This is a genomic window from Clostridium uliginosum (genome assembly GCF_900112485.1).
Classification (GTDB): domain Bacteria; phylum Bacillota; class Clostridia; order Clostridiales; family Clostridiaceae; genus Clostridium; species Clostridium uliginosum.
The window spans coordinates 114,168-138,473 of record NZ_FOMG01000007.1 but is presented as its reverse complement, the minus strand read 5'-3'; the positions used below and the strand labels follow the sequence as shown (position 1 = coordinate 138,473).

The 24,306-nt window shown below is 28.7% G+C and carries 17 protein-coding genes; 14 read left to right on the top strand and 3 right to left on the bottom strand.

Annotated features, from left to right (window positions below; genetic code table 11):
- Positions 1-204 precede the first annotated feature (204 nt).
- Positions 205-852, bottom strand: coding sequence for a PAQR family membrane homeostasis protein TrhA (trhA, locus tag BM027_RS06885; protein ID WP_090090020.1), 648 nt, complete (start codon positions 850-852; stop codon positions 205-207).
- Between the two features lie 222 nt (positions 853-1,074).
- Here trhA and BM027_RS06880 point away from each other — a divergent pair, with 222 nt between their 5' ends.
- From BM027_RS06880 to carB, 14 genes are all read left to right on the top strand, one after another.
- Positions 1,075-1,659, top strand: a complete 585-nt coding sequence (locus BM027_RS06880; RefSeq protein WP_090090018.1) for a DUF1836 domain-containing protein — start codon at positions 1,075-1,077, stop codon at positions 1,657-1,659.
- A 1-nt stretch (position 1,660) separates the two neighbouring features.
- Entirely contained in the window at positions 1,661-3,367 is a 1,707-nt protein-coding gene (locus BM027_RS06875) for an ABC-ATPase domain-containing protein (protein WP_090090016.1), read from the top strand.
- Positions 3,368-3,970: 603 nt separating this feature from the next.
- Entirely contained in the window at positions 3,971-5,668 is a 1,698-nt protein-coding gene (locus BM027_RS06870; RefSeq protein ID WP_090090014.1) for a methyl-accepting chemotaxis protein, read from the top strand.
- A gap of 323 nt (positions 5,669-5,991) precedes the next feature.
- The gene (gene proB / locus BM027_RS06865) at positions 5,992-6,807 is read left to right on the top strand and encodes a glutamate 5-kinase (protein ID WP_090090012.1); all 816 of its coding nucleotides are present in this window, start codon (positions 5,992-5,994) and stop codon (positions 6,805-6,807) included.
- Between the two features lie 239 nt (positions 6,808-7,046).
- Complete coding sequence (locus tag BM027_RS06860) at positions 7,047-8,291, top strand: glutamate-5-semialdehyde dehydrogenase (protein ID WP_090090010.1); 1,245 nt, start codon at positions 7,047-7,049, stop codon at positions 8,289-8,291.
- A gap of 10 nt (positions 8,292-8,301) precedes the next feature.
- Positions 8,302-8,745, top strand: coding sequence for a GNAT family N-acetyltransferase (locus BM027_RS06855; protein WP_090090008.1), 444 nt, complete (start codon positions 8,302-8,304; stop codon positions 8,743-8,745).
- Between the two features lie 251 nt (positions 8,746-8,996).
- Complete coding sequence (locus BM027_RS06850; protein WP_090090006.1) at positions 8,997-9,503, top strand: PH domain-containing protein; 507 nt, start codon at positions 8,997-8,999, stop codon at positions 9,501-9,503.
- A complete protein-coding gene (locus BM027_RS06845; protein WP_090090003.1) occupies positions 9,481-10,944 on the top strand; it encodes a PH domain-containing protein in 1,464 nt (487 codons plus the stop codon). Before BM027_RS06850 ends, BM027_RS06845 begins: the two co-directional genes overlap by 23 nt.
- 480 nt (positions 10,945-11,424) lie before the next feature.
- Entirely contained in the window at positions 11,425-11,652 is a 228-nt protein-coding gene (locus BM027_RS06840) for a FeoA family protein (RefSeq protein WP_090090000.1), read from the top strand.
- 9 nt (positions 11,653-11,661) lie between these two features.
- Positions 11,662-13,794 carry a ferrous iron transport protein B gene (feoB, locus tag BM027_RS06835; protein WP_090089998.1) on the top strand — a complete coding sequence of 711 codons (2,133 nt, stop codon included), beginning with the start codon at positions 11,662-11,664 and terminating at the stop codon, positions 13,792-13,794.
- A 361-nt stretch (positions 13,795-14,155) separates the two neighbouring features.
- Positions 14,156-14,935, top strand: coding sequence for an SDR family NAD(P)-dependent oxidoreductase (locus BM027_RS06830; protein ID WP_090089995.1), 780 nt, complete (start codon positions 14,156-14,158; stop codon positions 14,933-14,935).
- Between the two features lie 31 nt (positions 14,936-14,966).
- Positions 14,967-16,415, top strand: coding sequence for a methyl-accepting chemotaxis protein (locus BM027_RS06825; RefSeq protein ID WP_090089994.1), 1,449 nt, complete (start codon positions 14,967-14,969; stop codon positions 16,413-16,415).
- 311 nt (positions 16,416-16,726) lie between these two features.
- A complete protein-coding gene (gene carA / locus BM027_RS06820; RefSeq protein WP_090089992.1) occupies positions 16,727-17,776 on the top strand; it encodes a glutamine-hydrolyzing carbamoyl-phosphate synthase small subunit in 1,050 nt (349 codons plus the stop codon).
- A 13-nt stretch (positions 17,777-17,789) separates the two neighbouring features.
- Positions 17,790-20,999: a carbamoyl-phosphate synthase large subunit gene (carB, locus tag BM027_RS06815; RefSeq protein ID WP_090089989.1), complete on the top strand. Its 3,210-nt coding sequence runs from the start codon at positions 17,790-17,792 to the stop codon at positions 20,997-20,999.
- A 53-nt stretch (positions 21,000-21,052) separates the two neighbouring features.
- Here carB and BM027_RS06810 read toward each other — a convergent pair whose 3' ends face one another.
- Positions 21,053-22,162 carry an HD-GYP domain-containing protein gene (locus BM027_RS06810; RefSeq protein ID WP_090089986.1) on the bottom strand — a complete coding sequence of 370 codons (1,110 nt, stop codon included), beginning with the start codon at positions 22,160-22,162 and terminating at the stop codon, positions 21,053-21,055.
- 149 nt (positions 22,163-22,311) lie between these two features.
- Positions 22,312-24,210 (bottom strand): type I glutamate--ammonia ligase, encoded by a 1,899-nt coding sequence (locus BM027_RS06805; RefSeq protein WP_090089985.1) that lies wholly within the window; start codon positions 24,208-24,210, stop codon positions 22,312-22,314.
- Positions 24,211-24,306 lie beyond the last annotated feature (96 nt).

Below are 24,306 nucleotides of genomic sequence, written 5' to 3'. Positions count from 1 at the left end.
ATATAAGAATATAAGAATATAAGAATATAAGAATATAAGAATATAAGAATATAAGAATATAAGAATATAAGAATATAAGAATATAAGAATATAAGAATATATAGCAATAATGAAGGATAAAAGGTATATACTTCAAAAATGAGCTGTCTTTTACGAGAAAATAATTCATCGTAAAAGACAGCTCATTCATTATATATTTTTAAATTATATAATGTAGAAAAATACACAAATAAAATGACAAAGTGTTCCTAATAATATAAAGACATGAAATATTTCATGAGAACCAAAGATTCCTATCTTTATTTTATCTTTTTTTAATGCATATATAACTCCACCGATTGTATACATAAGTCCACCTATAACAAAAAAAGTTAAACCACCAGTAGCTAGTACTTTAGATAATGGATATATTACAAAAATAGCAAACCACCCAATTGCAATGTACATAACACTACTTAGCCATCTAGGACAAGTAACCCAAGCAATTTTAAATAGTATTCCAAGTATTGCAGCGGTAGCAACAGTTATAAACAGTTTATTCCCTACAGGACTATTCAATGCTATTAAACAAAATGGTGCATAAGAACCTGCTATAAGTACAAAAATCATAGAATGATCTACTTTTTTTAATATTTTAATTACTTTTGAATTTGCGATAACAGAGTGATAAGTTGCTGATGCACTATAAAGTAAAATCATGCTAACTCCAAATAGTATAATTGAAAAATATTCTATTTTAGAGCCATTTGTTAATGTTAGTTTAGTTAACATTATAATTAATCCTATTAGTGATAAGACAGCACCAGTTAAATGTGTTAACCCATTTACAGGTTCTCTTAAATATTTATTCATAATCTATACCTCCTAAATTCATCATGTAGTTTCAAAAACTATATGATGCTATATTCATATTATTATATAAGAGTATATTAAAGTCAAATACTATAAGAAAGTATTTTTAGCTCTTTATATAATATTTTATCCTATTTTCTTGAATTATATCAATAATACTATTAAAATTAAATATGGACAGTTCAGTATATAGTTTTAAAAACTAGATTGGGAAGTGAAGGAATGAAAAAAGAAAATATATCAGATATTATAGAGAATTTAAATGCAGATCAAAAGATAAAATTAGAGGATATACCAGATTTAGATTTATATATGGACCAGGTGATTCAACTTTTTGAGAGCAAATTATCAAGTCTTAAACGTAAGGAAGAAGATAAGGTATTAACCAAAACTATGATAAATAATTATGCTAAAGCAAAGTTATTGATGAGCATAAAGAATAAAAAATATTCTAAAGAACATTTAATATTAATGAGTTTAATATATGATTTAAAGGGATCATTATCAATAAGTGATATAAAAGTTCTTTTAGATAATATTGTTCAAAAATATGAAAATCATGAAGATTATAATTTAAGAGAACTTTACAAAACATATTTAGAAACTAGTAATGAAGATAGTAAGGAATTTAAGACTTCCGTTAGAAATAAGGAAGAGAATTTAACAAACCTGCTAAGGGAACATAATATTCAAGGAGATTTTGAAGAAAATTTTTTACTTATATGTTCTATGATATCTATGAGTAATATGTATAGAAGAATGGGAGAAGCATTAATTGATAAATTTTTTATAAAGGGTGATAAGTAAAATGAAGAATTTAAATGATTTACATAAAGAATTAGTAAGCATTGATGGAAGAGGATATAAAGCATATAAACAATTAGAAGGTATGTATGAGTTTAATGATTATATATTATCAATAGACCATGTACAAGGAGACTCATTTGCATCGCCATCTAAAGTAAGAATAATAGTTGATCAAAATATAGCTAAGATTCCTGGTGGATTATTAGATAAAAAATATAAAAGTATAGCTGTTCAAGATTATATTACTAGATTGTTTTATAAGAATATTAATATTTTTAGTAAAAAGGTATTTGGATCAGGTAAGAGTGGATTAATTTCTATAAGTAAATGTCCACAAGAAATTTTAAATAGAACATCAATTATAATAGATGAAAAATCAATACAAGCGAGGATAGACGTTGGTTTTCCAGCAAGAGGAAGAAGCGTACTTGCAAAGGAACTTGAGAAGATTTTGTTTGAATTTTTACCTAAAATTATAGAAGCTTCATTAATCTATAATAATATTGATAAAAATAAACTTATAAATCAAATTAAGTTAGTAGAGGATCAAGAATTTATAAGAACAGAACTTAATAAGAAAAATTTAGTTGCATTTGTTGCAAATGGTTCTATTTTACCTAGAGAAAGCGGGATTTCCACTAAACCTTTAAAAGATGGAAGAGCATTTTATTCTCCTAAGACTTTAGAAGTTAAATTTGATTTACCTAATAGAGGAGAAATTAAGGGGATGGGAATCCCAAAGGGTATAACACTTATAGTCGGAGGAGGATACCATGGGAAGTCTACACTATTAAGAGGATTAGAACTTGGAGTGTATAACCATATTGAAGGTGATGGTAGGGAGTTTGTAATAACTGATGATACTGCACTAAAAGTAAGAGCAGAAGATGGCAGAGTTATTCACAATAATGATATATCTTTATTTATAAATAATCTTCCAAATAAAAAGGATACAAAAAAATTCTTTAGTGAAAATGCTAGTGGAAGTACATCACAAGCTTCTAATATTATTGAAGGTATGGAAAGTGGAACAAAGACATTTTTAATAGATGAAGATACATCAGCGACTAACTTTATGATAAGAGATGAAATAATGCAAAAACTAGTATCTAGAGAAAAAGAGCCTATTACTCCATTTATAGAGATAGTTAAATCCTTATATGAACAAAAAGGAATATCAACTATTATTGTTGTCGGAAGTTCTGGAGACTATTTTGATATTGCAGATAATGTTATACAAATGGATTCATATGAAGCTAAAGATGTAACAAATGAAGCTAAGGCACTTAGTAGTGGTAAGATACTTGAAAGAATTAAAGAAAAAAACATTAGTATAGATGTTAATTTAAATAGAATAGTGAAAAACGGAAGTATAGAAAATGGATATAAGGGAGTTAAGATAAAGACGTTAGGAATGGATGGATTATCTATAAATAAAGAAAATATAGATTTAAGAGCTGTGGAACAGATAGTGGATAGTGAACAAGTTAATGCAATTGGAGAAATTATGAAATGGGCAGAAGATAATATTATAGATGGAAAAAAGACATTAATAGAAATAACAGATAGTATTATGGAGTATATAAGTAAAGAAGGCCTTCTTAAGATTAATGAAATAAAAGGGGGGCATGGAAATTTAGCTATGCCAAGGCGTCAAGAAATTATGGGGGCTTTTAATAGATTTAGAAATTTAGTCATATCCAAATAAAGATGTAGATATATAACAATATAAAAGGATGCAGACTTTTAGAATGTATCCTTCTTCAAGGACATTATAAAAGAGATTATGTGGATGTAAAAGGGGCTGTCTCAGAATTACTAAGTGAAGTAATAACAAAGAAATAGAAATAATATTTATTAAAGAAGACTAGAAAAATTTCGCTAAGATTTTCTAACATTTAAAGTTGTACCCATAAAAGATTGCTCCTAATATGCATTAGGACAATCATTTATGGAACAACTTCAAATGAAGAAACTCTAAGCTTATTTTTCAATGCTTCTTCCACAAATGTTATTTCTATTTCTTTTTAGAATATACATCATATCAGTAAATGATTTGTATTATGAGACAGCCACTTTTTATATGTATAATCATCTAGTCCTTCCCTAAGTTAATCAATATAAGTTGAAAAAATAAAAAAGTTAAATGATGTATTTAAAATAATAATTTATAAATGCAATTTAAGCTTATTAATAATATGTAAAAATATGAAGTTTAATACACGCTTAAACATATAATATATAAAACAAGGTGATAATTTATAATATTTTTTACTATGTATTGAGGCAAAGACAAAGGGAGGATATGTTCATGCACAAAAAGATAAAAACAATGTTTAGAAACTTCTCGATTAGGAAAAAAATAACAGTAGGTTTTTCAATGATATTAATATTAACGTTTGTATTTATGAGTGTAGCACTAATTGGTTTTCGTAGTTTAGCTAATAAAACTAATGATTTATATACTGGACCATTTAAGGTCATTGACATAACATGGGATATGAAAATAGAATTTCTTAAAATGCAAACAAGCATGTATCAGGCTATGATTGAATCAAAAGATAGTAAGATACAAGAAAATATAAACAATGTAGATGCTGAAGTAAGAGATATTGAAGATAATATCAAAAATCTTAGAGAAGTGTTTTTAGGAGATCAAAAGTTAATAGATAATTTTGAATATTGTATGCGAGAAATAAAATTAGAGAGAGGAAGTATATGCGAATTGCTTCTACAAAATAAGGATACGGAAGCAAATGAATTAATTTTGGGATCATATACTAAAGGACTAGAAGATGCTAAAAATACTTTGGTGAATATTAGTGAAGATGCAAAAGAAAAAGCTGGAGTTTTTGTAAAAGATGCAAACACATCTAAGAATGAGGTATTTGTAGCATCTATATTAACGATAGTAATTATCTTAGCTATGGCTATATTAATGAGTAAAATCATACAAAAGAGTTTACTTGAAGGTGTTAATCATGTTATGAAAATGTCTAAGAATTTAGCAAAAGGGAATCTTAACACAGACTATAGCTATCAATCTAAGGATGAGATGGGAGAGATGGCTAAAAATTTAAATGGGACTGTAGAGACATTAAGTGCATATATAAGTGATTTATCATTAGTTATAGGAAATATAGCAGATGAAAATTTAGATATAGAAACTTCAATTGATTATAAGGGAGATTTTATGCCTATAAAAACTTCTTTAGAAAATATTATAAGTTCATTTAATAGTATATTTAAAAATATACACCAAGCATCTGATTTAGTAGCAAGTAGTTCAGAGGAAATATCATCAACTACTCAAAATCTTTCGGATGGTTCTACAGAGCAAGCAAGTGCAGTAGAAGAATTATTTTCAAGTTTTAATGAAATATTAATTCAAGTTAATAAAAATACAGAAAATACTAAGAAGGCTAATAAGTTTTTTGATAATACAAAAAAGGTTGTAGCAGATGGAAATAAAAAAATGCAAGAATTAATGGAATCTATGGAGAAAATGACTAAGTCATCAAAGGAAATTGCAGCAATTATAGGGACAATAGAAGAGATAGCATCACAAACAAATCTTCTGGCATTAAATGCTGCGATAGAGGCAGCAAGAGCTGGTGATGCTGGAAAGGGATTTGCAGTAGTAGCAGATGAGGTGAAATCACTAGCACAGGAATCTTCAAAAGCAGTTAAGAGTACTACCCAAATTATAGAAGATTCTATAAATGTAGTAGTTAATGGCGGTCAGTTAGCTAAAGAAACAGAAGAAGCACTAGAAGTTATAGTTAAAGATGTAGACGATATATCAGAATTAGTAAAAGAGATAGCGCTAGCATCAGAATATCAATCAAAAGCTATAGGGGAAATGACATTAGGCGTGGATAAAATATCAGAAGTTGTACAAACAAATTCAGCAACAGCAGAAGAAACAGCTGCAGCTACAGAGGAATTGGCATCTCAAGCTCAACTATTAGAGCAGGAAATATCAAGGTTTAAATTAAAAAGCAAGTAATTAACGGTAAAGACTATATCTTAAATTTAAAGTGAGATATAGCCTTTATTTAGGCACATGAAAGAAAATAATAGACCAAAGGATGCATCGTATATTTTGTGTCAGACAAGGATACAAGTTCAGTTAATAGCGAGCTATTAGCTGAATTTGCCGACGCAGTATGACGCAAAATAGACATGCATACTGATCTATTATTTTTTTGAATGTGCCTTATTAACAGAGTATTATAAATCGAAGCCATATGGAGTGTTAACTTGATAAGATAAATGAGGTATAGTAATATAAATATCAAGATGTAAATTTAACTTTAAGGGGATGTAGAAATGGGCTTTCGTAATAATTTAAAAGATGCAAATAGAATAGTTGTAAAGGTAGGAACATCAACATTAACTTATGATAATGGTAATATCAATTTAAGCAGAATTGAAAAGTTAACAAGGGTTTTATCTGATATAGTTAATTCAGGTAAAGAAGTTGTACTTGTGACATCAGGTGCAATTGGTGTTGGTGTAAGTAAATTAAAGTTAAAAGAAAAGCCCGAAAGCATAAGAGAAAAACAAGCAGTAGCATCAGTTGGACAATGTGAGCTAATGCACATATATAGTAAATTTTTTGGGGAATATAGTCATGTAGTAGGTCAGGTTTTACTTACTAGAGATGTAGTAGAAGACGATCATATTAGAGAAAATGTATGCAATACATTTGAGACTTTATTAGAACATAAGATAGTTCCAATAGTAAACGAAAATGATACAGTTTCTATAGATGAAATAGAGAATATAGTTAAATTTGGAGATAATGATAATTTATCAGCTATAGTTGCTTCATTAGTTAATGCAGATCTACTTATAATATTATCTGACATAGATGGTTTTTATGATTCAGATCCAAGAAGTAATGATAATGCAAAACTATTAAAGGAAGTTAAAGAGGTGACTCCTGAATTAGAAGAGTGTGCTGGAGGTGCAGGATCAAACCTAGGAACAGGTGGAATGATTACAAAAATTATAGCTGCTAAAAAAGCGGTAAAAGCTGGTGTAGATATGGTTTTAGCTAATGGAAGTGAACCAAGTATATTAATAGATATTTTAGAGGGTAAAGAAATAGGAACTTTATTTATAGCAAATAAGGCACATTAAAGAAAATAACAAGTCAAAGATGCAACGTATATTTTGTGCCAAACAAGGAGGTAATATCAGTTCATAGCAGGCTATGGACTAATATTACAGACGTGAGTAGAGGACCAAAATCTATGATTTTGTGTGAATCACTTACTCAGCGAGTGTATACGAGTCGAGCTTCAGTATGACACGAAACAGACTAGCATGCTGACTTGTTATTTATTTTAATGTGACTAAATAAATTGGGGGTATGAAAAGTGAGCGAATTAAGTTTAAAAGGTGAAAGATCTAAAGAAGCATCATATATACTTATGAATGCTACAACAACACAAAAGAATGATGCTTTAATAAAAATGGGAGAAAAGTTAATAGAACATAAAAATAATATTCTTAATGAAAACAAAAAGGATTTAGAAAATGCAATTTTAAAGGGAACATCTAAGGCAATGCTAGATAGACTTTCTTTAGATGAAAAAAGACTTGAAGATATGGCAGATGGTTTAAGACAAATAGTAAAACTTGCAGATCCAATAGGAGAAGTTACTTCTATGTGGAAGAGACCTAATGGTCTTCAAATAGGTAAACAAAAAGTTCCTATGGGAGTTATAGGAATAATTTATGAGGCTAGGCCTAATGTTACTTGTGATGCAGCAGGGCTTTGTTTAAAAGCTGGTAATACAGTAATTTTAAGAGGTGGTAGTGAAGCTATAAATTCCAACGTGGCTATAGTTAAGGCTTTATGTGAAGGAATAAAAGAATCAGGACTTCCAGAAGCATCACTTCAATTAGTAGAGGATACTAGTAGAGAAGTAGCTAATGAAATGATGAGATTAAATGAATATATAGATGTACTTATTCCAAGGGGCGGAGCAGGACTTATTCAGGCAGTAGTTAAAAATGCAACTGTTCCTGTAATAGAGACTGGAGTAGGAAATTGTCATGTTTATGTTGATGCTGGAGCAGATTTAGAAATGGCAAAAAATATAGTTATAAATGCAAAGACTAGTAGACCTGCTGTATGTAATGCAGAAGAGAAACTTTTAGTTAATAAAAATGTTGCAGAAGAATTTTTACCTACTATTATTTCAGCTTTAAGAGAAAAAGGAGTTGAAGTTAGAGGGGATGAAGAGGTACTTAATATAGTTAAGGATGTTAACGAAGCATCTGGAGAAGATTGGGGAAAAGAATATCTTGATTTTATAATTAGCATAAAAGTAGTTGCCAATGTAGATGAAGCTATTTCTCATATAAACAAGTATGGAACAGGACATTCAGAAGCAATTATAACAAAGAGCTACGATAATTCTCAAAAATTTTTACAAAGAGTAGATGCAGCAGCAGTCTATGTTAATGCATCAACAAGATTTACAGATGGATGTGAATTTGGATTTGGAGCCGAAATAGGAATTAGTACTCAAAAGCTTCATGCAAGAGGACCTATGGGATTAAATGAGCTTACAACTACTAAATATATTATATATGGAAATGGGCAGGTAAGATAGGAGATCGTTTATGGAATGGAAGATTAAAAAATTTAATGAACTTAGTATAGATGAGCTTTATGAAATTTGTAAAATTAGATATGAAGTTTTTGTATGCGAACAGAAAATTTACCAAGAAAATGATTTTGATGATATTGATAAAGAAGTTTTTCATTTATTTTTGCAAGATAATGAGAAGATAGTAGCTTATGAGAGACTTATTCCTAGTGGACTTACATATGAAGAGGCTTCAATTGGAAGAGTTTTGGTTTTAAATGAATATAGGAGAAAGGGGATAGCTAGTGAACTTGTAAAAAGGGGAGTAGAATTTTTAAAGAAAGAACTTAAAGAAGATACTATTGTTTTATCAGCTCAACTTTATGCTAAGAGTCTTTATGAGACACAAGGATTTAAGGTTATGTCAGATGTTTATGACGAGGTAGATATACCTCATGTTAAGATGAAATTAATTTAAGTAATATACATCTAATAATTATAATGTTTTAAAGTTATATTATAATATAACTAAATTACTTATAGAAAAATTAAATTATAAATATAGCAGTAAGGCGTTGTAAAATAAATAACTAATCAAAGATACAAGAAGATTGATTAGTTATTTATTTGTAGATGACTAAATTATGTTCAAATTGAATACTGCTATATTTTATTTTGGTATTTAGAATGTATTATAAAATTGGGTTTGGTAAATATGGGGGGTGCAAAATGAATAATAAATTACATAAGAATGCTGTGAAATCATGGGTTATAGCAAGGAGTATAGGAGCTATAATTTTCTTGATAATTTCTTTGTTTGCATTTTATATTACAAAATATAAGTTTCAAATACACTGGGTAATTAGTGGTGAAAAATATATATTAATATTAATAATGATTATAGAAGGACTAGCTATCATTGATGCAGTCATATATCCATTATTAGAGTATAAGCAATGGATATATGAAGTTACAAGCGATAAGATAGATTTTACAGAAGGTATTTTTACAATTAAGAGGACAATAATACCAATAATAAGAATTCAGCATATAAAAGTTAATCAAGGACCTATAAATTCTAAATTAGGATTGGCTGATATTGAAATATTTACAGCTGGAGGAGAACATAAAATTCCTAATATTGAGATTAAGGTTGCAGAAGATATAAGCGAATATCTAAATAAAAAAATAAAAGAAAAAGTGGAGGAATTTGATGAAGAAAACATCAATTTATAGAGGCCACTGGAGTGATATAATTAGAACTATATTTTCTCATGTATATGCTGTTTTTATTTTTATATTAATATTTGCTCGTAATAGTGGAATTTCAAAGGTTTTAATGTATATTTTAATTGCTATAATATTAATAAGTATATATTCAATATTAGTATGGAGGAGTAATTACTTTTATATAGAAGATAATATATTTATTTGTGTAAAAGGAATATTGTCTAAAAGTAAACAACAGATACCACTAAATAAAATAACTACTGTAGATATGGAATCAACTATGATGAACAGGATATTTGATGCAGCTACGTTAAAAATAAATAATGGAAATGCTACATCAAATGAGCCAGAGTTTAAAGTAACTATGAAAAAATCATATGCAATAGAGCTTAGAAATATGATTTTAAAAGTAAATGACTCAAACAATAAAGGTATAGAAGACAACTACTCAAATAACAAAGATATAGAAGACAATGATGCAAACGTCTTTCAAGCAAGCTCAAAAGATATAATATTATATGCATTAACTAAGGGGAAATTTGGTTGGATAGTTATGTTATATGTATTTATAGATAAATTTAAAGATGTTTTTGAAAAAAAAGTAATTAATAATGTAGATAGTTATACAGGTACATTAAAGAACTTTTTCTTAGATCATGGAACATATAACTTAGTGTTTAGGATATTTATAGTTTTAGTAGTTCTATATATAATTTCAACAATAATTTCTATAATAACTGAATTAATTAGATATAATAAATTTAAAATATTCAAAAAAGAGGAATCTCTTAATGTGCAATATGGGTTAATTAATTTGAAATCATATTCAATACCTATTGAAAAGATTCAGGGGTTAAAGTTTAAACAGAATATATTGCAACAATTATTAGGGTTATATAGAATAGAGGCAGTAGTAATAGGAAGTGATAAAAATAATTCATTACTTTTTCCAATTGCAAATAATAATTTAAAAGATCAATTTATAAAACAACTAATACCTGAATATACATTTAATTCAGCTATAAATAAATCACCTAAAAGAGCTGTTTCAAGATTTATAGTTAAAAGAACTATAATTGTTTTATTTATTTCGATAATATCAATTTTTACTTTTGATAAAATAGTTGATAAAATTAATATCACACTTTTTATTAAATGTGTGATAATAGCATTATTGGCATTTTCTCAAATTATATTAGGATATATTGATTATATTAATAATGGTATATCTGTAGAAAAAAAGTTATTATTATTGACAAAAGGAACAAGAAATAAAATAACTCATATTATTAAAAAAGAAAAAGTACAATCTCTAGAAATGAGACAAACTATATTTCAAAAAAGAAAGCTAGTTTGTACATATAAGATAGATATTGCAACAACTTCTTTTGGAGAGACTATAGATATAAAAAATCTTGAAATAAAGAAGTTTATGAATATAATATAAGGCATATTCAAAAAAACAAATTAGCATATTTGATTTGTTATTTTCTTTCATATGCCTAAATTTAAAAATATGAAAAAAGGGCCGTCGCAGAATTATAAAGTGAAGCAATAACAAAGAAATAGAAATAACATTTATTCAAGAAGACTAGAAAAATTTCACTAAGATTTTCTAACATTTAAAGTTGTACCCATAAAAGATTGCTCCTAATATGCATTAGGACAATCATTTATGGAACAACTTCAAATGAAGAAACTCTAAGCTTATTTTTCAATGCTTCTTCCACAAATGTTATTTCTATTTCTTTTTTGAATATAAATCATATCATTAAATGATTTGTATTATGAGACAGCTCTTTTTTTGTTGTAATAATAATCACAATAAAAAGAATTTAGTCATAGCTTATTAATAAGTACGAAATGATCAAAGGTAAAAAAACAAAAAGATAGTACCGTTGGAAAACGTTAAGAGGGGGAAGTAAAAGTGAAGCTTAAGGATGCTAAGCTATCATCAACTGTAAAAGTTATTAATATAGATGCCCAAGGAGATTTAAGAAGGAGATTTTTTGATTTAGGAATAATAGAGGGTACTAGTATAGAGGTTTTGTACTCAAGTCCTTTCGGAGATCCTACAGCATATCTAATTAGAGGTGCTGTTATAGCTATTAGGGAAGAAGATGGTGAAAAGATTCAGGTAGTAAGTTGTAGTTAGGAGGATGATATGGGGTTAACTAAAAGTTCAACAGGCATAAATATATTATCGGGAGAAAAAGATAATGGATGTGAAAAATCAAGATTCGAAATTGGATTAGCAGGGAATCCTAATGTAGGAAAAAGCACTGTTTTTAATGCACTTACTGGACTTAATCAACATACGGGAAATTGGCCAGGAAAAACCGTGGCAAATGCTGAAGGCTGTTATGAATATAATAACTCAATAAATAAAGTTATAGACCTTCCAGGAACTTATTCATTGTTGTCTAGTTCAGAAGAAGAGGAAATAGCTAGAGATTATATATGTTTTAGTAATTCAGATTTAATTGTTGTTGTTGCAGATGCAACTTCATTAGAAAGAAATTTAAACTTGTTTTTTCAAATATCAGAGATTACTGAGAAAGTAATACTTTGTGTTAATTTAATTGATGAAGCAAATAAAAAAGGAATTACTATAAATAAAAAGCTACTTAGTAATGAAATAGGCGCTTGTGTTGTATTAACAGCTGCAAGACAAAATGTAGGAATAGAACAACTGAAAAGTAAGATAAAAGAGGAAAGTGAAAATAAAAGGATAAAAACAAAAGAAATTATATATGATGAACATATAGAAGATGGTATAAATAGAATCAAAGAAATCTTAAAAGATAATAAATGTATACTTAGCGATGAAAGAAAACTTAGGTGGGCTGCATTAAGATTGTTAGAAGGTAATAATGGAATAACAAATTCTATAATAACAAATTTTAATATAAATAATGAAACAAGTTTAGAAATTGAAAATATTAGAAAAGATATAAAAGAAAAGTGCAAAGATAAATCAATAGAAGATTTAGTAGTAGAGAAATTAGTAAAAGAGTCAGAGTCTATAGCTAAAAAAGTTGTTCAAGTGGAAAATAAATATGATACTTTTCATAAAAAAGTAGATAAAATACTGGTATCTAAAGGAACAGGAATACCAATAATGATAATACTTTTAATGGTAATACTTTGGATAACAATTACTTTGGCTAACTATCCATCTCAATTATTATCTAACTTATTTGCAAATATAGAGGGATGGCTTAGAAATGTACTTGCACAAACTTCAATACCTATATGGTTAAGTGGAATGTTAATAGATGGCGTATATGTAACTTTAGCATGGGTAATATCTGTTATGCTACCACCAATGGCAATATTTTTTCCAATGTTTACACTGCTTGAAGATTTAGGATATTTACCAAGAATAGCATTTAATTTGGATAAATGTTTTAAGAAATGTTGTTCATGTGGAAAGCAAGCGTTAACAATGTGCATGGGACTTGGATGTAATGCAGCTGGAGTTATAGGATGTAGGATAATAAATTCTCCAAGAGAGAGGTTAATCGCTATATTAACAAATGTATTTATGCCTTGTAATGGAAGATTTCCAACATTAATAACAGTAGCAACAATATTTATTGGAGGGGGATTAGTTGGTGGAATTACAGGAAGTTTAGTATCTGCAATGTCTGTAACTGCAGTAGTGATACTTGGAGTGATTATGACTTTAATATCTTCTAGAATTTTATCAAAGACAATTTTAAAAGGTATACCTTCTAATTTTATATTAGAATTACCTCCATACAGGAAACCTCAAATAGGTCAAGTAATAATTAGGTCAATAGTAGACAGAACTTTATATGTATTAGGAAGGGCAATAGCTGTAGCAGCACCAGCGGGCATAGTTATATGGATTTTTGCTAATGTACCCGTTGGTGGAGGAAGTTTATTAAACTATTGTGCAAATTTCTTAAATCCATTTGCACATGCAATTGGTTTAGATGGATATATATTAATGGCATTAATATTAGGATTTCCAGCAAATGAAATAGTTATGCCTATAATTATAATGAGTTATTTAAGTGCAGGAACGATGCTAGAATTAGATAGCTTATTAGAATTAAAAGAATTATTAATTGCAAATGGATGGACTTTACTTACTGCAATTAATATGATGATCTTATGTTTAATGCATTATCCTTGTGGAACTACACTATGGACTATAAAAAAGGAAACAAAAAGTTTAAAATGGACTATTACTGCATTTCTATTACCAACTATAGCAGGGATAATAACATGCTTTATTGTAGCACAAGTATGGAGATTATTTGCTTAAGGTATATTCAAAAAAATAACAAATCAGTATGCCTAACTTGAAGTGCACCTTGTTAAGTAGAATAGTTAATAAAGCTATGTAAAATCTACTTAAGGCACATTCAAAAAAATAACAAGTCAATATGCTAGTCTATTTCGTGTCATGCTGCGTCAGTAGAATGCCCTAATAGCTTGCTATTAAACCATTCTACTTCCTTGACTGACGCAAAATATACATCGCATCTTGGACTTGTTATTTTCTTTCATGTGTCTAAAAGGGTGCACTTCACTTTGTTATTATACTGCTTATTTAAAAAAATATGGATATATAAATTCTTTATTCTGATATAATTGAGATAAATAACAAGAAGGAAAGAGTAGATATGAGTAATTTAAATAACTACACATTAATAACGGGAGCTAGCCAAGGAATAGGACTAGAATTTTCTAAACTATTTGCGAAAGATAAACATAATTTAATTATGGTAGCAAGGGATGAAAAGAAGTTAAATGAACTTAAAGTTAATTTTCAAAAGGAGTATGGAATTAAGGTGTATATTCTACCAATTGATTTATCGGTGGATAACTCTTGTGAAAAAGTCTTTAAATTTGTGGATGAAAAAAATATAACTGTGGATAATTTAATAAATAATGTTGGAATTGGTTGTTTTGGTTTCTTTCATGAAGGTCAAGATGGGTTTGAAGAAAGGCTAATAAATATAAATATTATTACATTAACTAAATTTACAAAACATTTTATTAGAGAAATGACTGAAAGAAAATCTGGGGGAATATTAAATGTAGCTTCAACTGCTGCATTTGTTGGAGGACCTAAGATGGCAATGTATTATTCTAGTAAAGCCTATGTTTTATCTTTAACAGAATCTTTGCATGATGAAGTTAAAGATTTAGGAGTAAGGGTAAGCTGTTTATGTCCTGGACCTGTAAAGACAGGATTTCAAGAAAAATCAGGAATAAAAAAATCAGAAAAGGCAAAAAAGTATTTAATGGATGCAGATAAGGTTGCTAAACAAGGATATATAGGATTTTTAAAAGGAAAAGCAATAATTATTCCAGGTTATAAAAATAAACTTTTAGTTTTTGGAAATAAGTTTATGCCAAGAGCATTGAGTAGAAAAATAATATTAATGAATAATAAATAGTGTACAATTGGTAAAATAGGGAGGGGATTATATGTTTAATAGCAAAAATAATACTATAAGTAAATTAGTAAATGATATATATCTTTTAAGGGAAACAAAGGATAATTTTAAAATAGATAATAGTACTTTGGAAAAAGTAAAGTCAATAAATATTAGGTTAAATAATGGGAAAAATAGTATTCAAAAGATAACTAAGTTAGTTTTAGATTCAGTTATACAAATGAGCAGTTTAGATTTAATATTAAAGGATAAAGAAGAAAAAATATCTAATGTAAGTCATGAAATGGCCCATTTAGTAAAGAATATATCTAATGCATCTGAAATATCTTCAAGTACATCTGAAGAAGTTACAGCAGCTCATACTGATATGACACAAGCTATAGGAAAATTATCTGAAAATTCATTAGTACTTCTTGAATCTACTAAAAAAAGTGAATTAGAATTAGTAGAAATAAAGGATTTTTCAGAAACTGCGATTAGTCATTCAAAAGGTATGAAGGAAGATATGAATAATCTTTTAGATGTTATAAGAAATATACAAGGTGTTATAAATGCTATTAATGAAATTTCAGAACAAACTAATTTATTAGCACTTAATGCATCAATAGAGGCTGCAAGAGCAGGAGAAAGTGGAAAAGGGTTTGCAGTAGTTGCAGAAGAAATAAGAAATTTAGCAGATGAAACAAAGACCTTAACGGCTAATATGTCATCTTTTGTATCCGCTATTGAAGTAGCATCTAATAAAAGTAATGATAGTGTAGATAATACAGTTGAATCTTTAGAAAATATAAATAATAATTTAGATTCAGTTGTTAAAACAAGTAAGGAAAATAGAGAAAATATTAATAATATTACTGATGCAATAAGTATGGTAGCAGCTAATAGTGAAGAAATAAATTCATCAATGGATGAAGTCTCAAGTAGCGTTAAAGAACTTGAACAAGATATTGATACATTAAATAATAATACAATCATGCTAGAAGGAATAAGTAAAGACTTACATAACATAATTTTACCTGTATCTAAAATGGAAGGAGATTTAGATAAAGCAATAAAAGTAATAGGAGAATTGTTAAGTGATAGATATTATATGATAAATAATGAATTATTTATAGATTCAGTTAATAAAGCTATTACAGCACATAAAAATTGGTTAGGGACTCTTAAAGATATTATAATAAGTGGAGAAGTAATTCCACTACAAGTAGATGATAATAAATGCGGATTTGGACATTTTTATTATTCAATGAAGCCTAAAAATAAAGAGGTTTTATCAGTTTGGATAAACTTAGAAAAAAAGCACAAAAAATTTCATGAATATGGACAAGAAGTTATAGATCAAATAGAAAATAATAATGCAACAGATACAATATATTCAAAAGTAGAAAAATTATCTATTGAATTAATTAGTGATTTTACAAATATAATAAAAATCGTGGAAAAATTAGAAAGTCAAAATAAAAATGTTTATGAAGAATAGAGTATTTATCTTGACAGAAAATATATGATAAACTACAATGATATACAAGGTAAAAGATAATAAGATAAAAGATACACTTTAACTTGGTCCTGTGAGGCCAGAAAGGAGTCTATGAGTATGTTATTTTGTAAATTAAAGAAAAATTTCATAGCTTTGTCTTTAGAGACATTTAATATAATTAAGTATAGATATGTTTGGATAGTGAGGAGACCAATTTTTTTGGAGTCTCTTTAGTATCCTTTTATTTTACATAAAAAATGTTTTTTAAGTGTATACTTTCAATCAGATATATAAAATAAGGAGGACTAAGCGTGAAAGCAAATCTTATATTAGAAAATGGTATGGTTTTTGAAGGTAAAGCCTTTGGATATTTAAAAGAAAGTGTTGGAGAAGTAGTATTTACAACAGGAATGACGGGATATCAAGAAGTACTTACTGACCCATCATATTATGGTCAAATAGTAACTATGACTTATCCTTTAATAGGTAACTACGGAATTAATCTTGAAGACATGGAATCTGATTCAATAAAAGTCAGTGGATTTATTGTAAGGGAAAAATGTGATTTACCAAGTAACTTTAGATGCGAATTAGAGCTAGAAGATTTCTTAAAGCAAGGAAAAGTTATTGGATTAGAAGGAATAGATACAAGAGCATTAACTAAGGTATTGAGAAATAGCGGTACAATGAGAGGCATTATTGCATTAGAAGATGTTGATGATGAACATGTTAAAGAAAAAATAGAGGGCTTTTCAACTAAGGAAGCTGTAAAAACTGTTAGCACAAAAACAGTTTATACAATTGAGGGAACAGGAAAACATGTAGCAATCATGGACTTTGGAATAAAAAATAATATAATAAGAAACTTTAAAAAGAGAAACTGTAAATTAACAGTGTTTCCAGCTACTGCAACAGCAGAAGAAATTTTAAGTGTTAATCCAGACTTAGTCTTTTTATCTAATGGTCCTGGAGATCCAGAAGATTTAGATTTTGCTATAGAAAATATAAAAAAATTAGTTGGTAAGAAGCCAATAGTAGGTATTTGCTTAGGCCATCAATTATTAGGATTAGCTTTAGGTGGAAAAACTGCTAAGTTAAAGTTCGGGCATAGAGGATGTAATCATCCAGTTAAGGATCTAGAGGCTAATATTGTGCACATAACTTCACAAAATCATGGTTATGTAGTAGAAACATTACCAGATGATATAGAAGTTACTCATGTAAATATAAATGATGGAACTGTAGAAGGAATGAAGCATAAGACTTTACCAATATACTCAGTTCAATTCCATCCTGAAGCATCAGCAGGTCCAAAGGATAGCGAATATGTATTTGATAAATTTTTAGAGTATGCACTATAGGAGGTTAGGATAAATGCCATTAAATAAAGATATAAAAAAAGTTTTAGTTATAGGATCAGGTCCAATAGTTATAGGTCAGGCAGCAGAGTTTGATTATTCAGGAACTCAAGCCTGTGAAGCATTAAAATCAGAGGGTATAGAGGTTGTATTAGTAAATTCAAATCCTGCAACAATTATGACAGATAAAGAAGTTGCAGATAAGGTTTATTTAGAACCATTAACATTAGAATTTGTTGAAAAAGTTATTGCAAAGGAAAGACCAGATAGCTTACTTGCAGGAATGGGTGGTCAAACAGGACTTAACCTTGCTGTAGAATTACATGATTCTGGAGTCTTAGAAAAATATGATGTAAAAGTAATTGGAACATCTATTGCATCTATCAAAGAAGGTGAAGATAGAGAGCTGTTCAGAGATATGATGAATAGAATTGGGGAGCCAGTTATAAAGAGTGAAATAATTACTGAACTAGAAGCAGGAGTAGATTTTGCTAGTAAAATAGGATATCCAGTTATAGTTAGACCGGCATATACTTTAGGAGGATCTGGTGGTGGTATCGCTGACGATGAAGAAGAATTAAGAACTATCTTAGAATCGGGGCTTCAATTAAGTACAATAGGTCAAGTTTTACTTGAAAAAAGCGTTAAGGGATGGAAAGAAGTAGAATATGAAGTAATGCGAGACTCTTATGGTAACTGTATTACTGTATGTAACATGGAAAACATAGATCCTGTTGGTATACATACAGGAGATAGTATAGTTGTAGCACCATCACAAACTCTTTCAGATAAAGAATATCAAATGCTAAGAACAGCATCAATTAACATAATAAATGCAGTAAAAATTGAAGGTGGATGTAATGTGCAATTTTCATTAAATCCAAATTCTTTTGAATATGCAGTTATAGAAATTAATCCAAGAGTTTCAAGAAGTTCAGCTTTAGCATCAAAAGCAACAGGATATCCTATTGCTAAATTGGCTGCTAAAATTGCACTTGGATATGGATTAGATGAAATTAAGAATGCTGTAACTCAAAAAACTTATGCATGTTTTGAGCCAACACTTGATTATGTAGTAGTTAAGATACCAAAATGGCCTTTCGATAAATTCTTTGGAGCTGATAGACAGCTTGGAACAAAGATGATGGCAACAGGAGAAATAATGGCTATCGGAGCTAACTTAGAGCAAGCATTTTTAAAGGGAATAAGAAGCTTAGAAATAGGAAAGTACTCTTTAGATCATAAGAAATTTAAAGAACATAGTATGTCAGAACTTAAACAATTAGTGATGAAACCTGATGATGAAAGAATATTTGCATTAGCAGAAATGTTAAGAAGAGATTATATGCTTGATAAAATAAATAAAATTACAGGTATAGATAAATTTTTCTTAGAAAAAATCAAATGGATAGTAGAAGAAGAACAAAGATTAAAATTAAGTAAAATTGAAGATTTAGATAAAGAATGGTTACATAACCTAAAGAAAAAAGGGTTCTCAGATAAGGCTATAGCAGACATGTTAAAGGTTAGTCCTGATGATGTATATAGATTAAGAGACATTTGGAATATAAAGCCTTCATATAAGATGGTTGATACTTGTGGAGGAGAATTTGAAGCATTGTCACCTTACTACTACTCAACTTATGAACAATATGATGAAGTTGAAGTATCAGATAGGAAGAAGGTTATAGTTTTAGGTTCAGGTCCAATAAGAATAGGTCAAGGAATTGAATTTGACTATGCTTCAGTACATTGTGTAAAAGCATTAAAGAAGCTTGGAATTGAAACTATAATAGTTAATAATAATCCAGAAACAGTAAGTACTGACTTTGATGTATCAGATAAGTTATACTTTGAGCCATTAACAGAAGAAGATGTTTTAAATATAATCGAAAAAGAAAGACCAGATGGTGTAATACTTCAATTCGGTGGTCAAACAGCTATTAAACTTGCCAATTTCTTAAAAGAACAAAATATTGTAACACTTGGAACTACAGCAGATCAAATAGATATGGCTGAAGATAGAGAAAAGTTTGATGCTTTATTAGAAAAACTAGGAATATCAAGACCAAAGGGTAAAGGAATATGGTCAGTAGAAGAAGGCTTAGAAGAAGCTAGAAGATTAAAATTCCCAGTACTAGTTAGACCTTCATATGTAATTGGTGGTCAAGGAATGGAGATAACTCATGATGAGGAAGAATTAACATTCTACTTAACTAATGCTTTTGCAAAAGATAAGAAAAATCCAATTCTTATAGATAAATATCTAATGGGTAGAGAAATAGAAGTAGATTCTATATCTGATGGAGAAAATATATTAATACCAGGAATTATGGAACATTTAGAAAGAGCAGGGGTTCATTCAGGGGATAGTGTAACTATGTATCCAAGTCAAAATATTTGTGATGAAATTAAGGCGAAGGTACTAGAATATACTAAGAAGTTGGCTTTAGCAATAGGAATAAAAGGAATGATAAATATTCAATTCATAGAATTTGAAGGAGAATTATATGTAATTGAAGTTAATCCAAGAGCATCAAGAACAGTTCCTTATATAAGTAAAGTAAGTGGAGTTCCGATAGTAGATTTAGCGACACAAGTTATGCTAGGAGCTAAATTAGCAGATTTGGGGTATGGAATAGATGTATATAAAGAACCAAAATTAATTTCAGTTAAGGTTCCTGTATTCTCAACACAAAAATTACCTAATGTTGAAGTGTGCTTAGGGCCTGAAATGAGATCTACAGGAGAAGTTTTAGGCGTAGGCAGAACTCTAAACGAAGCACTTTATAAGGGATTCGTTGGAGCTAATATGTATCCATCAAAAGAAAAAGGAAAGATACTAGCAACAATAAATAAACATGATAAGGCAGAATTCTTACCTATAGCAAAAGACCTTGCAGAAGTTGGATATAAGTTTGTAGCAACTGCAGGAACATGTGCTCTTTTAAGAGAAGCAGGTATAGATGCGGAAGAAATTCGCAAGATAGACGAAGAACAACCAAATATTTTGAATGTTGTTAAGAACAGAGAAGTAGATTTAGTTGTTAACACACCAACAAAGGGTAATGACTCTAAGAGAGATGGGTTCTTGATTAGAAGAGCTGCAGTCGAAAGAAATTTAGGTGTAATTACTGCACTAGATACATTAAGGGCAATTGCAGATGTAGAATTAGAAAAGCTTGATGAAAATAAAGACTTAGAAGTATTTAATATAGCAGAATAAAAATTTATTAAAAAGAGTGTATTTCAAATGAAATACACTCTTTTTAATATGTATTAAGTACTATATTCTATGTCGGATATTACAATTGAAAGTTCATCCAACAAATTAATATGAGAACCTATGTTATTTTTATCTATACTTTTGAGTACTTTAATAGATGGACGTAGTGGAAAATTGGGAAAATTTTCTTCGACTATACCTATTTCTCCATTACTAAGAGATACTATTGTGCCATTTGGAAAAGGAACAAGTACTCTTGAGAAAACTTTTACCAGTTCATAATCGAAAAATGTCCCAGTATTAGCCATTAAGTATTCCAATGCTTGACCAGGGCACATAGCTCTTTTATAAGGTCTGTCAGATGTTAATGCATCATAAACATCTGCTATACTTGAAATTTTAGCCATATAATTAATTTTATTATCTTTTATTCCATAAGGATAACCTAGTCCATCAATTCTTTCATGGTGCTGAAGAATTATTAATTTACTATTAGAATTGAAATCATATATAGAACTCAAGAAGTCATATCCCTTAATAGGATGTTGTTTTATTATTGAAAATTCATATTCAGTTAATCTACCAGGTTTCTGTAGAATACCACTGTCTATGAAGGTTTTACCAATATCGTGAAGCAAAGCACCAGTACATAATTCAATCAATTTATACTTTGGAAGCTTTAAACTTATTCCTAAAACTAATGAAAGAACAGCTACATTTACAGAATGTTGGTATGTATAACTATCCATATTTTTTATATCCACTAATGAAACAAGTAAGTGTTTGTTAGATAATATGTTATCTAACAATTCTTCAGAGATACTATTAATTGATGCAAAGTAATCTTGCTCCTTCTTTGAATAATCACTTATAGACCTTTTTTTGAAGTCATGAGCTAAAGATACTCGTTCTATATCAGTAAATGTTTGCCTAATTGTTTTAATTGCTTTTTGTCGCAATTCAGGTTTTATTATATCTTCTATTTCATAATCACTATAGTCATCAACTATGTATAAAGAAAATATATTCAATTCTTTAATTTTAGAAATTAAAGAAGTCGTTAACTTAACTCCAGGTTTAAGTAGAGTTCGTCCTTCAATATCATATATAGTTTTGCCTAATAATGAATCTTCTTTAACACATTCGATTGGAACTAAACGCATTATAAGCACCTCACAACTTTAGTTGAATAACCAAGGATAAATATGTCTTATTATATCATATAAAGTATTTTTATACAAAATAAATGAAAAATGGGATAATAAAAAATATTTTTATTATCCCATTTATAACATATCTATATTAAAATTATTTAAATATCTAAAAGATTCTTTTTATAAGAGGAATACAAGTGTCTAAGTACTTTCATTTTGTCTTCAAGTTCAAGATATAATCTTGAAGCATCTGAATAATCCTCATTACTAAATGCAGTTTTAATTCGAGTAAATAAGCTCTTGGTAGTATAAGTATCTTTCATAATGTAGATTCTTAAATCATTTATTTTCATCCAAGTAGAAATATCTAAATCTAAAGCTTTATCTAATGAATGAACAGGTAAGAATGATCTAATTTCACTAATGTAGTTATTAATGACTCTATGAGTAATTTCAGTAGACCATCTTTCCATAGCAGCTAATTTAAAGCTATTAATAAGTGAAGTTGTCATTACATCATTTCTCTTTAATACTTTAACCTTTATAGGACAACTATCAAGTTGAGCTAAGTTTTCATAAACAGTGGCAGGAGCTTTTCCAAAGTATTTATTTCTTTCTAATTCTGTGAAATGTTCAAAAACATCTTCTTCAGTTCTATAAGCTCTACTTTTTTCAAGATATTGTGCAGATTCACCTGGTTTTTTTGATAATTCTGCAAGAAGCTCATCTTCAGTTTTGTTATTATCTATTGCATAAGAAATACCATCAAGCATTGACATATAAGAAACTGCCATTGCAATATATGTGTTTGTATGAGGATTTGGAGATCTAAGTTCAAGTCTAGTAGCTAATGGAGAATTTAAATCTCTAATTAATCCAAGTAAGATAGATCTATTTCTTGATGGATTTTCTGGACTTTGACCAAGTGAAGTTACTATACAAATTGGAGCTTCAAATCCAGGTTTTAATCTCTTTAATGAATTATTTGTTGAAGAAATAAATGGATTTATAACTTCATAGTTTTTAAGAATTCCCATAACAGCACCATATCCTATTACACTTAAAAAGTGATCTTTAGGACCATTAAAGATATTAAGCCTCTTTCCGTTCTTTAATTTTAAGCTAACACCTAAATGTGTATGCATTCCAGAACCTGCAACTTCTTCAATTGGTTTTGCCATAAATGTTACCTCAAGACCGTTTCTCCTAAATGTTTCTTGAGCTAATATTCTTACAAACAATTCATTATCAGCAGCTTGAAGAGCATCAGAATATTTCCAGTCAATTTCTATTTGTTCCATTACGTGGTCAAAATTACCTGATGAAGTTAATCTAGCTCTTACACCACCAACTTCTTTATGACCCATTTCAGGTTCAAATCCGTAGTCTTCCATTAAAAGCAGAGTTTCTTCCAATGCGGTTCTTACAGCACCTTTAGTTCGTGTCCAATAATGTTCATGTAGTACTTGAGAAGTTGACAACTCTTCAACTTCAGCTATGTCATTAGGAGTTTTAACCCAAAATTCTAACTCAGTAGCTGATGTAATAATTATTTCTTCCACATCATCAGCAGTAATTCCATAAACTTTTAATATTTCAGGTTTAGTAGTAAATATATTAGTAAGACTTTCTTTAAATGTAGATACAGCTGCACTTAAGATATGTCTAGAATCAACTGGTTTATTATCATGGTATAGGAAACAAGGTATTCTTAATGTTCCAACAGGACTGTTAGTAACTGTATCAATAAAATTAAAGTTATAATCAACAAACCAATTACAATTTAAATCAGTAATCATATCAACTTTAGCATTATTTAAAGTTGCAATGCCAGGTAAAACTACAGAAGAACCATCTGTTTGAACTGCAATTCCATTTAAAAATGAATCAATATCATCTAAGAAAAGTTTAACAGGAATTTTTTCATCAGTATCATTACCTGATAAATCAATTCCTACAAATGATACAAATTTAATTTGAGTATGCTCCTTTAAGATAGCATTTAAATCCTTAGCATTGTGATGTTCTTTCTTAATAACATAAAGTAAATTGTTCATATAATCAGCTATTACAGAATACTCCTGTAATAAGCTTTTCACATCCTTCCATATATAAAATTGTATAAAAATCAATAAATATCGAATAAAAAATTA

What these genes read in the sequence shown, in the direction of transcription:
- trhA (WP_090090020.1), bottom strand. Translation starts at nt 852, where the DNA reads ATGAATAAATATTTAAGAGAACCTGTAAATGGGTTAACACATTTAACT.
- BM027_RS06880 (WP_090090018.1), top strand. Translation starts at nt 1,075, where the DNA reads ATGAAAAAAGAAAATATATCAGATATTATAGAGAATTTAAATGCAGAT.
- BM027_RS06875 (WP_090090016.1), top strand. Translation starts at nt 1,661, where the DNA reads ATGAAGAATTTAAATGATTTACATAAAGAATTAGTAAGCATTGATGGA.
- BM027_RS06870 (WP_090090014.1), top strand. Translation starts at nt 3,971, where the DNA reads ATGCACAAAAAGATAAAAACAATGTTTAGAAACTTCTCGATTAGGAAA.
- proB (WP_090090012.1), top strand. Translation starts at nt 5,992, where the DNA reads ATGGGCTTTCGTAATAATTTAAAAGATGCAAATAGAATAGTTGTAAAG.
- BM027_RS06855 (WP_090090008.1), top strand. Translation starts at nt 8,302, where the DNA reads ATGGAATGGAAGATTAAAAAATTTAATGAACTTAGTATAGATGAGCTT.
- BM027_RS06850 (WP_090090006.1), top strand. Translation starts at nt 8,997, where the DNA reads ATGAATAATAAATTACATAAGAATGCTGTGAAATCATGGGTTATAGCA.
- BM027_RS06845 (WP_090090003.1), top strand. Translation starts at nt 9,481, where the DNA reads ATGAAGAAAACATCAATTTATAGAGGCCACTGGAGTGATATAATTAGA.
- feoB (WP_090089998.1), top strand. Translation starts at nt 11,662, where the DNA reads ATGGGGTTAACTAAAAGTTCAACAGGCATAAATATATTATCGGGAGAA.
- BM027_RS06830 (WP_090089995.1), top strand. Translation starts at nt 14,156, where the DNA reads ATGAGTAATTTAAATAACTACACATTAATAACGGGAGCTAGCCAAGGA.
- BM027_RS06825 (WP_090089994.1), top strand. Translation starts at nt 14,967, where the DNA reads ATGTTTAATAGCAAAAATAATACTATAAGTAAATTAGTAAATGATATA.
- carB (WP_090089989.1), top strand. Translation starts at nt 17,790, where the DNA reads ATGCCATTAAATAAAGATATAAAAAAAGTTTTAGTTATAGGATCAGGT.
- BM027_RS06810 (WP_090089986.1), bottom strand. Translation starts at nt 22,162, where the DNA reads ATGCGTTTAGTTCCAATCGAATGTGTTAAAGAAGATTCATTATTAGGC.
- BM027_RS06805 (WP_090089985.1), bottom strand. Translation starts at nt 24,210, where the DNA reads ATGAACAATTTACTTTATGTTATTAAGAAAGAACATCACAATGCTAAG.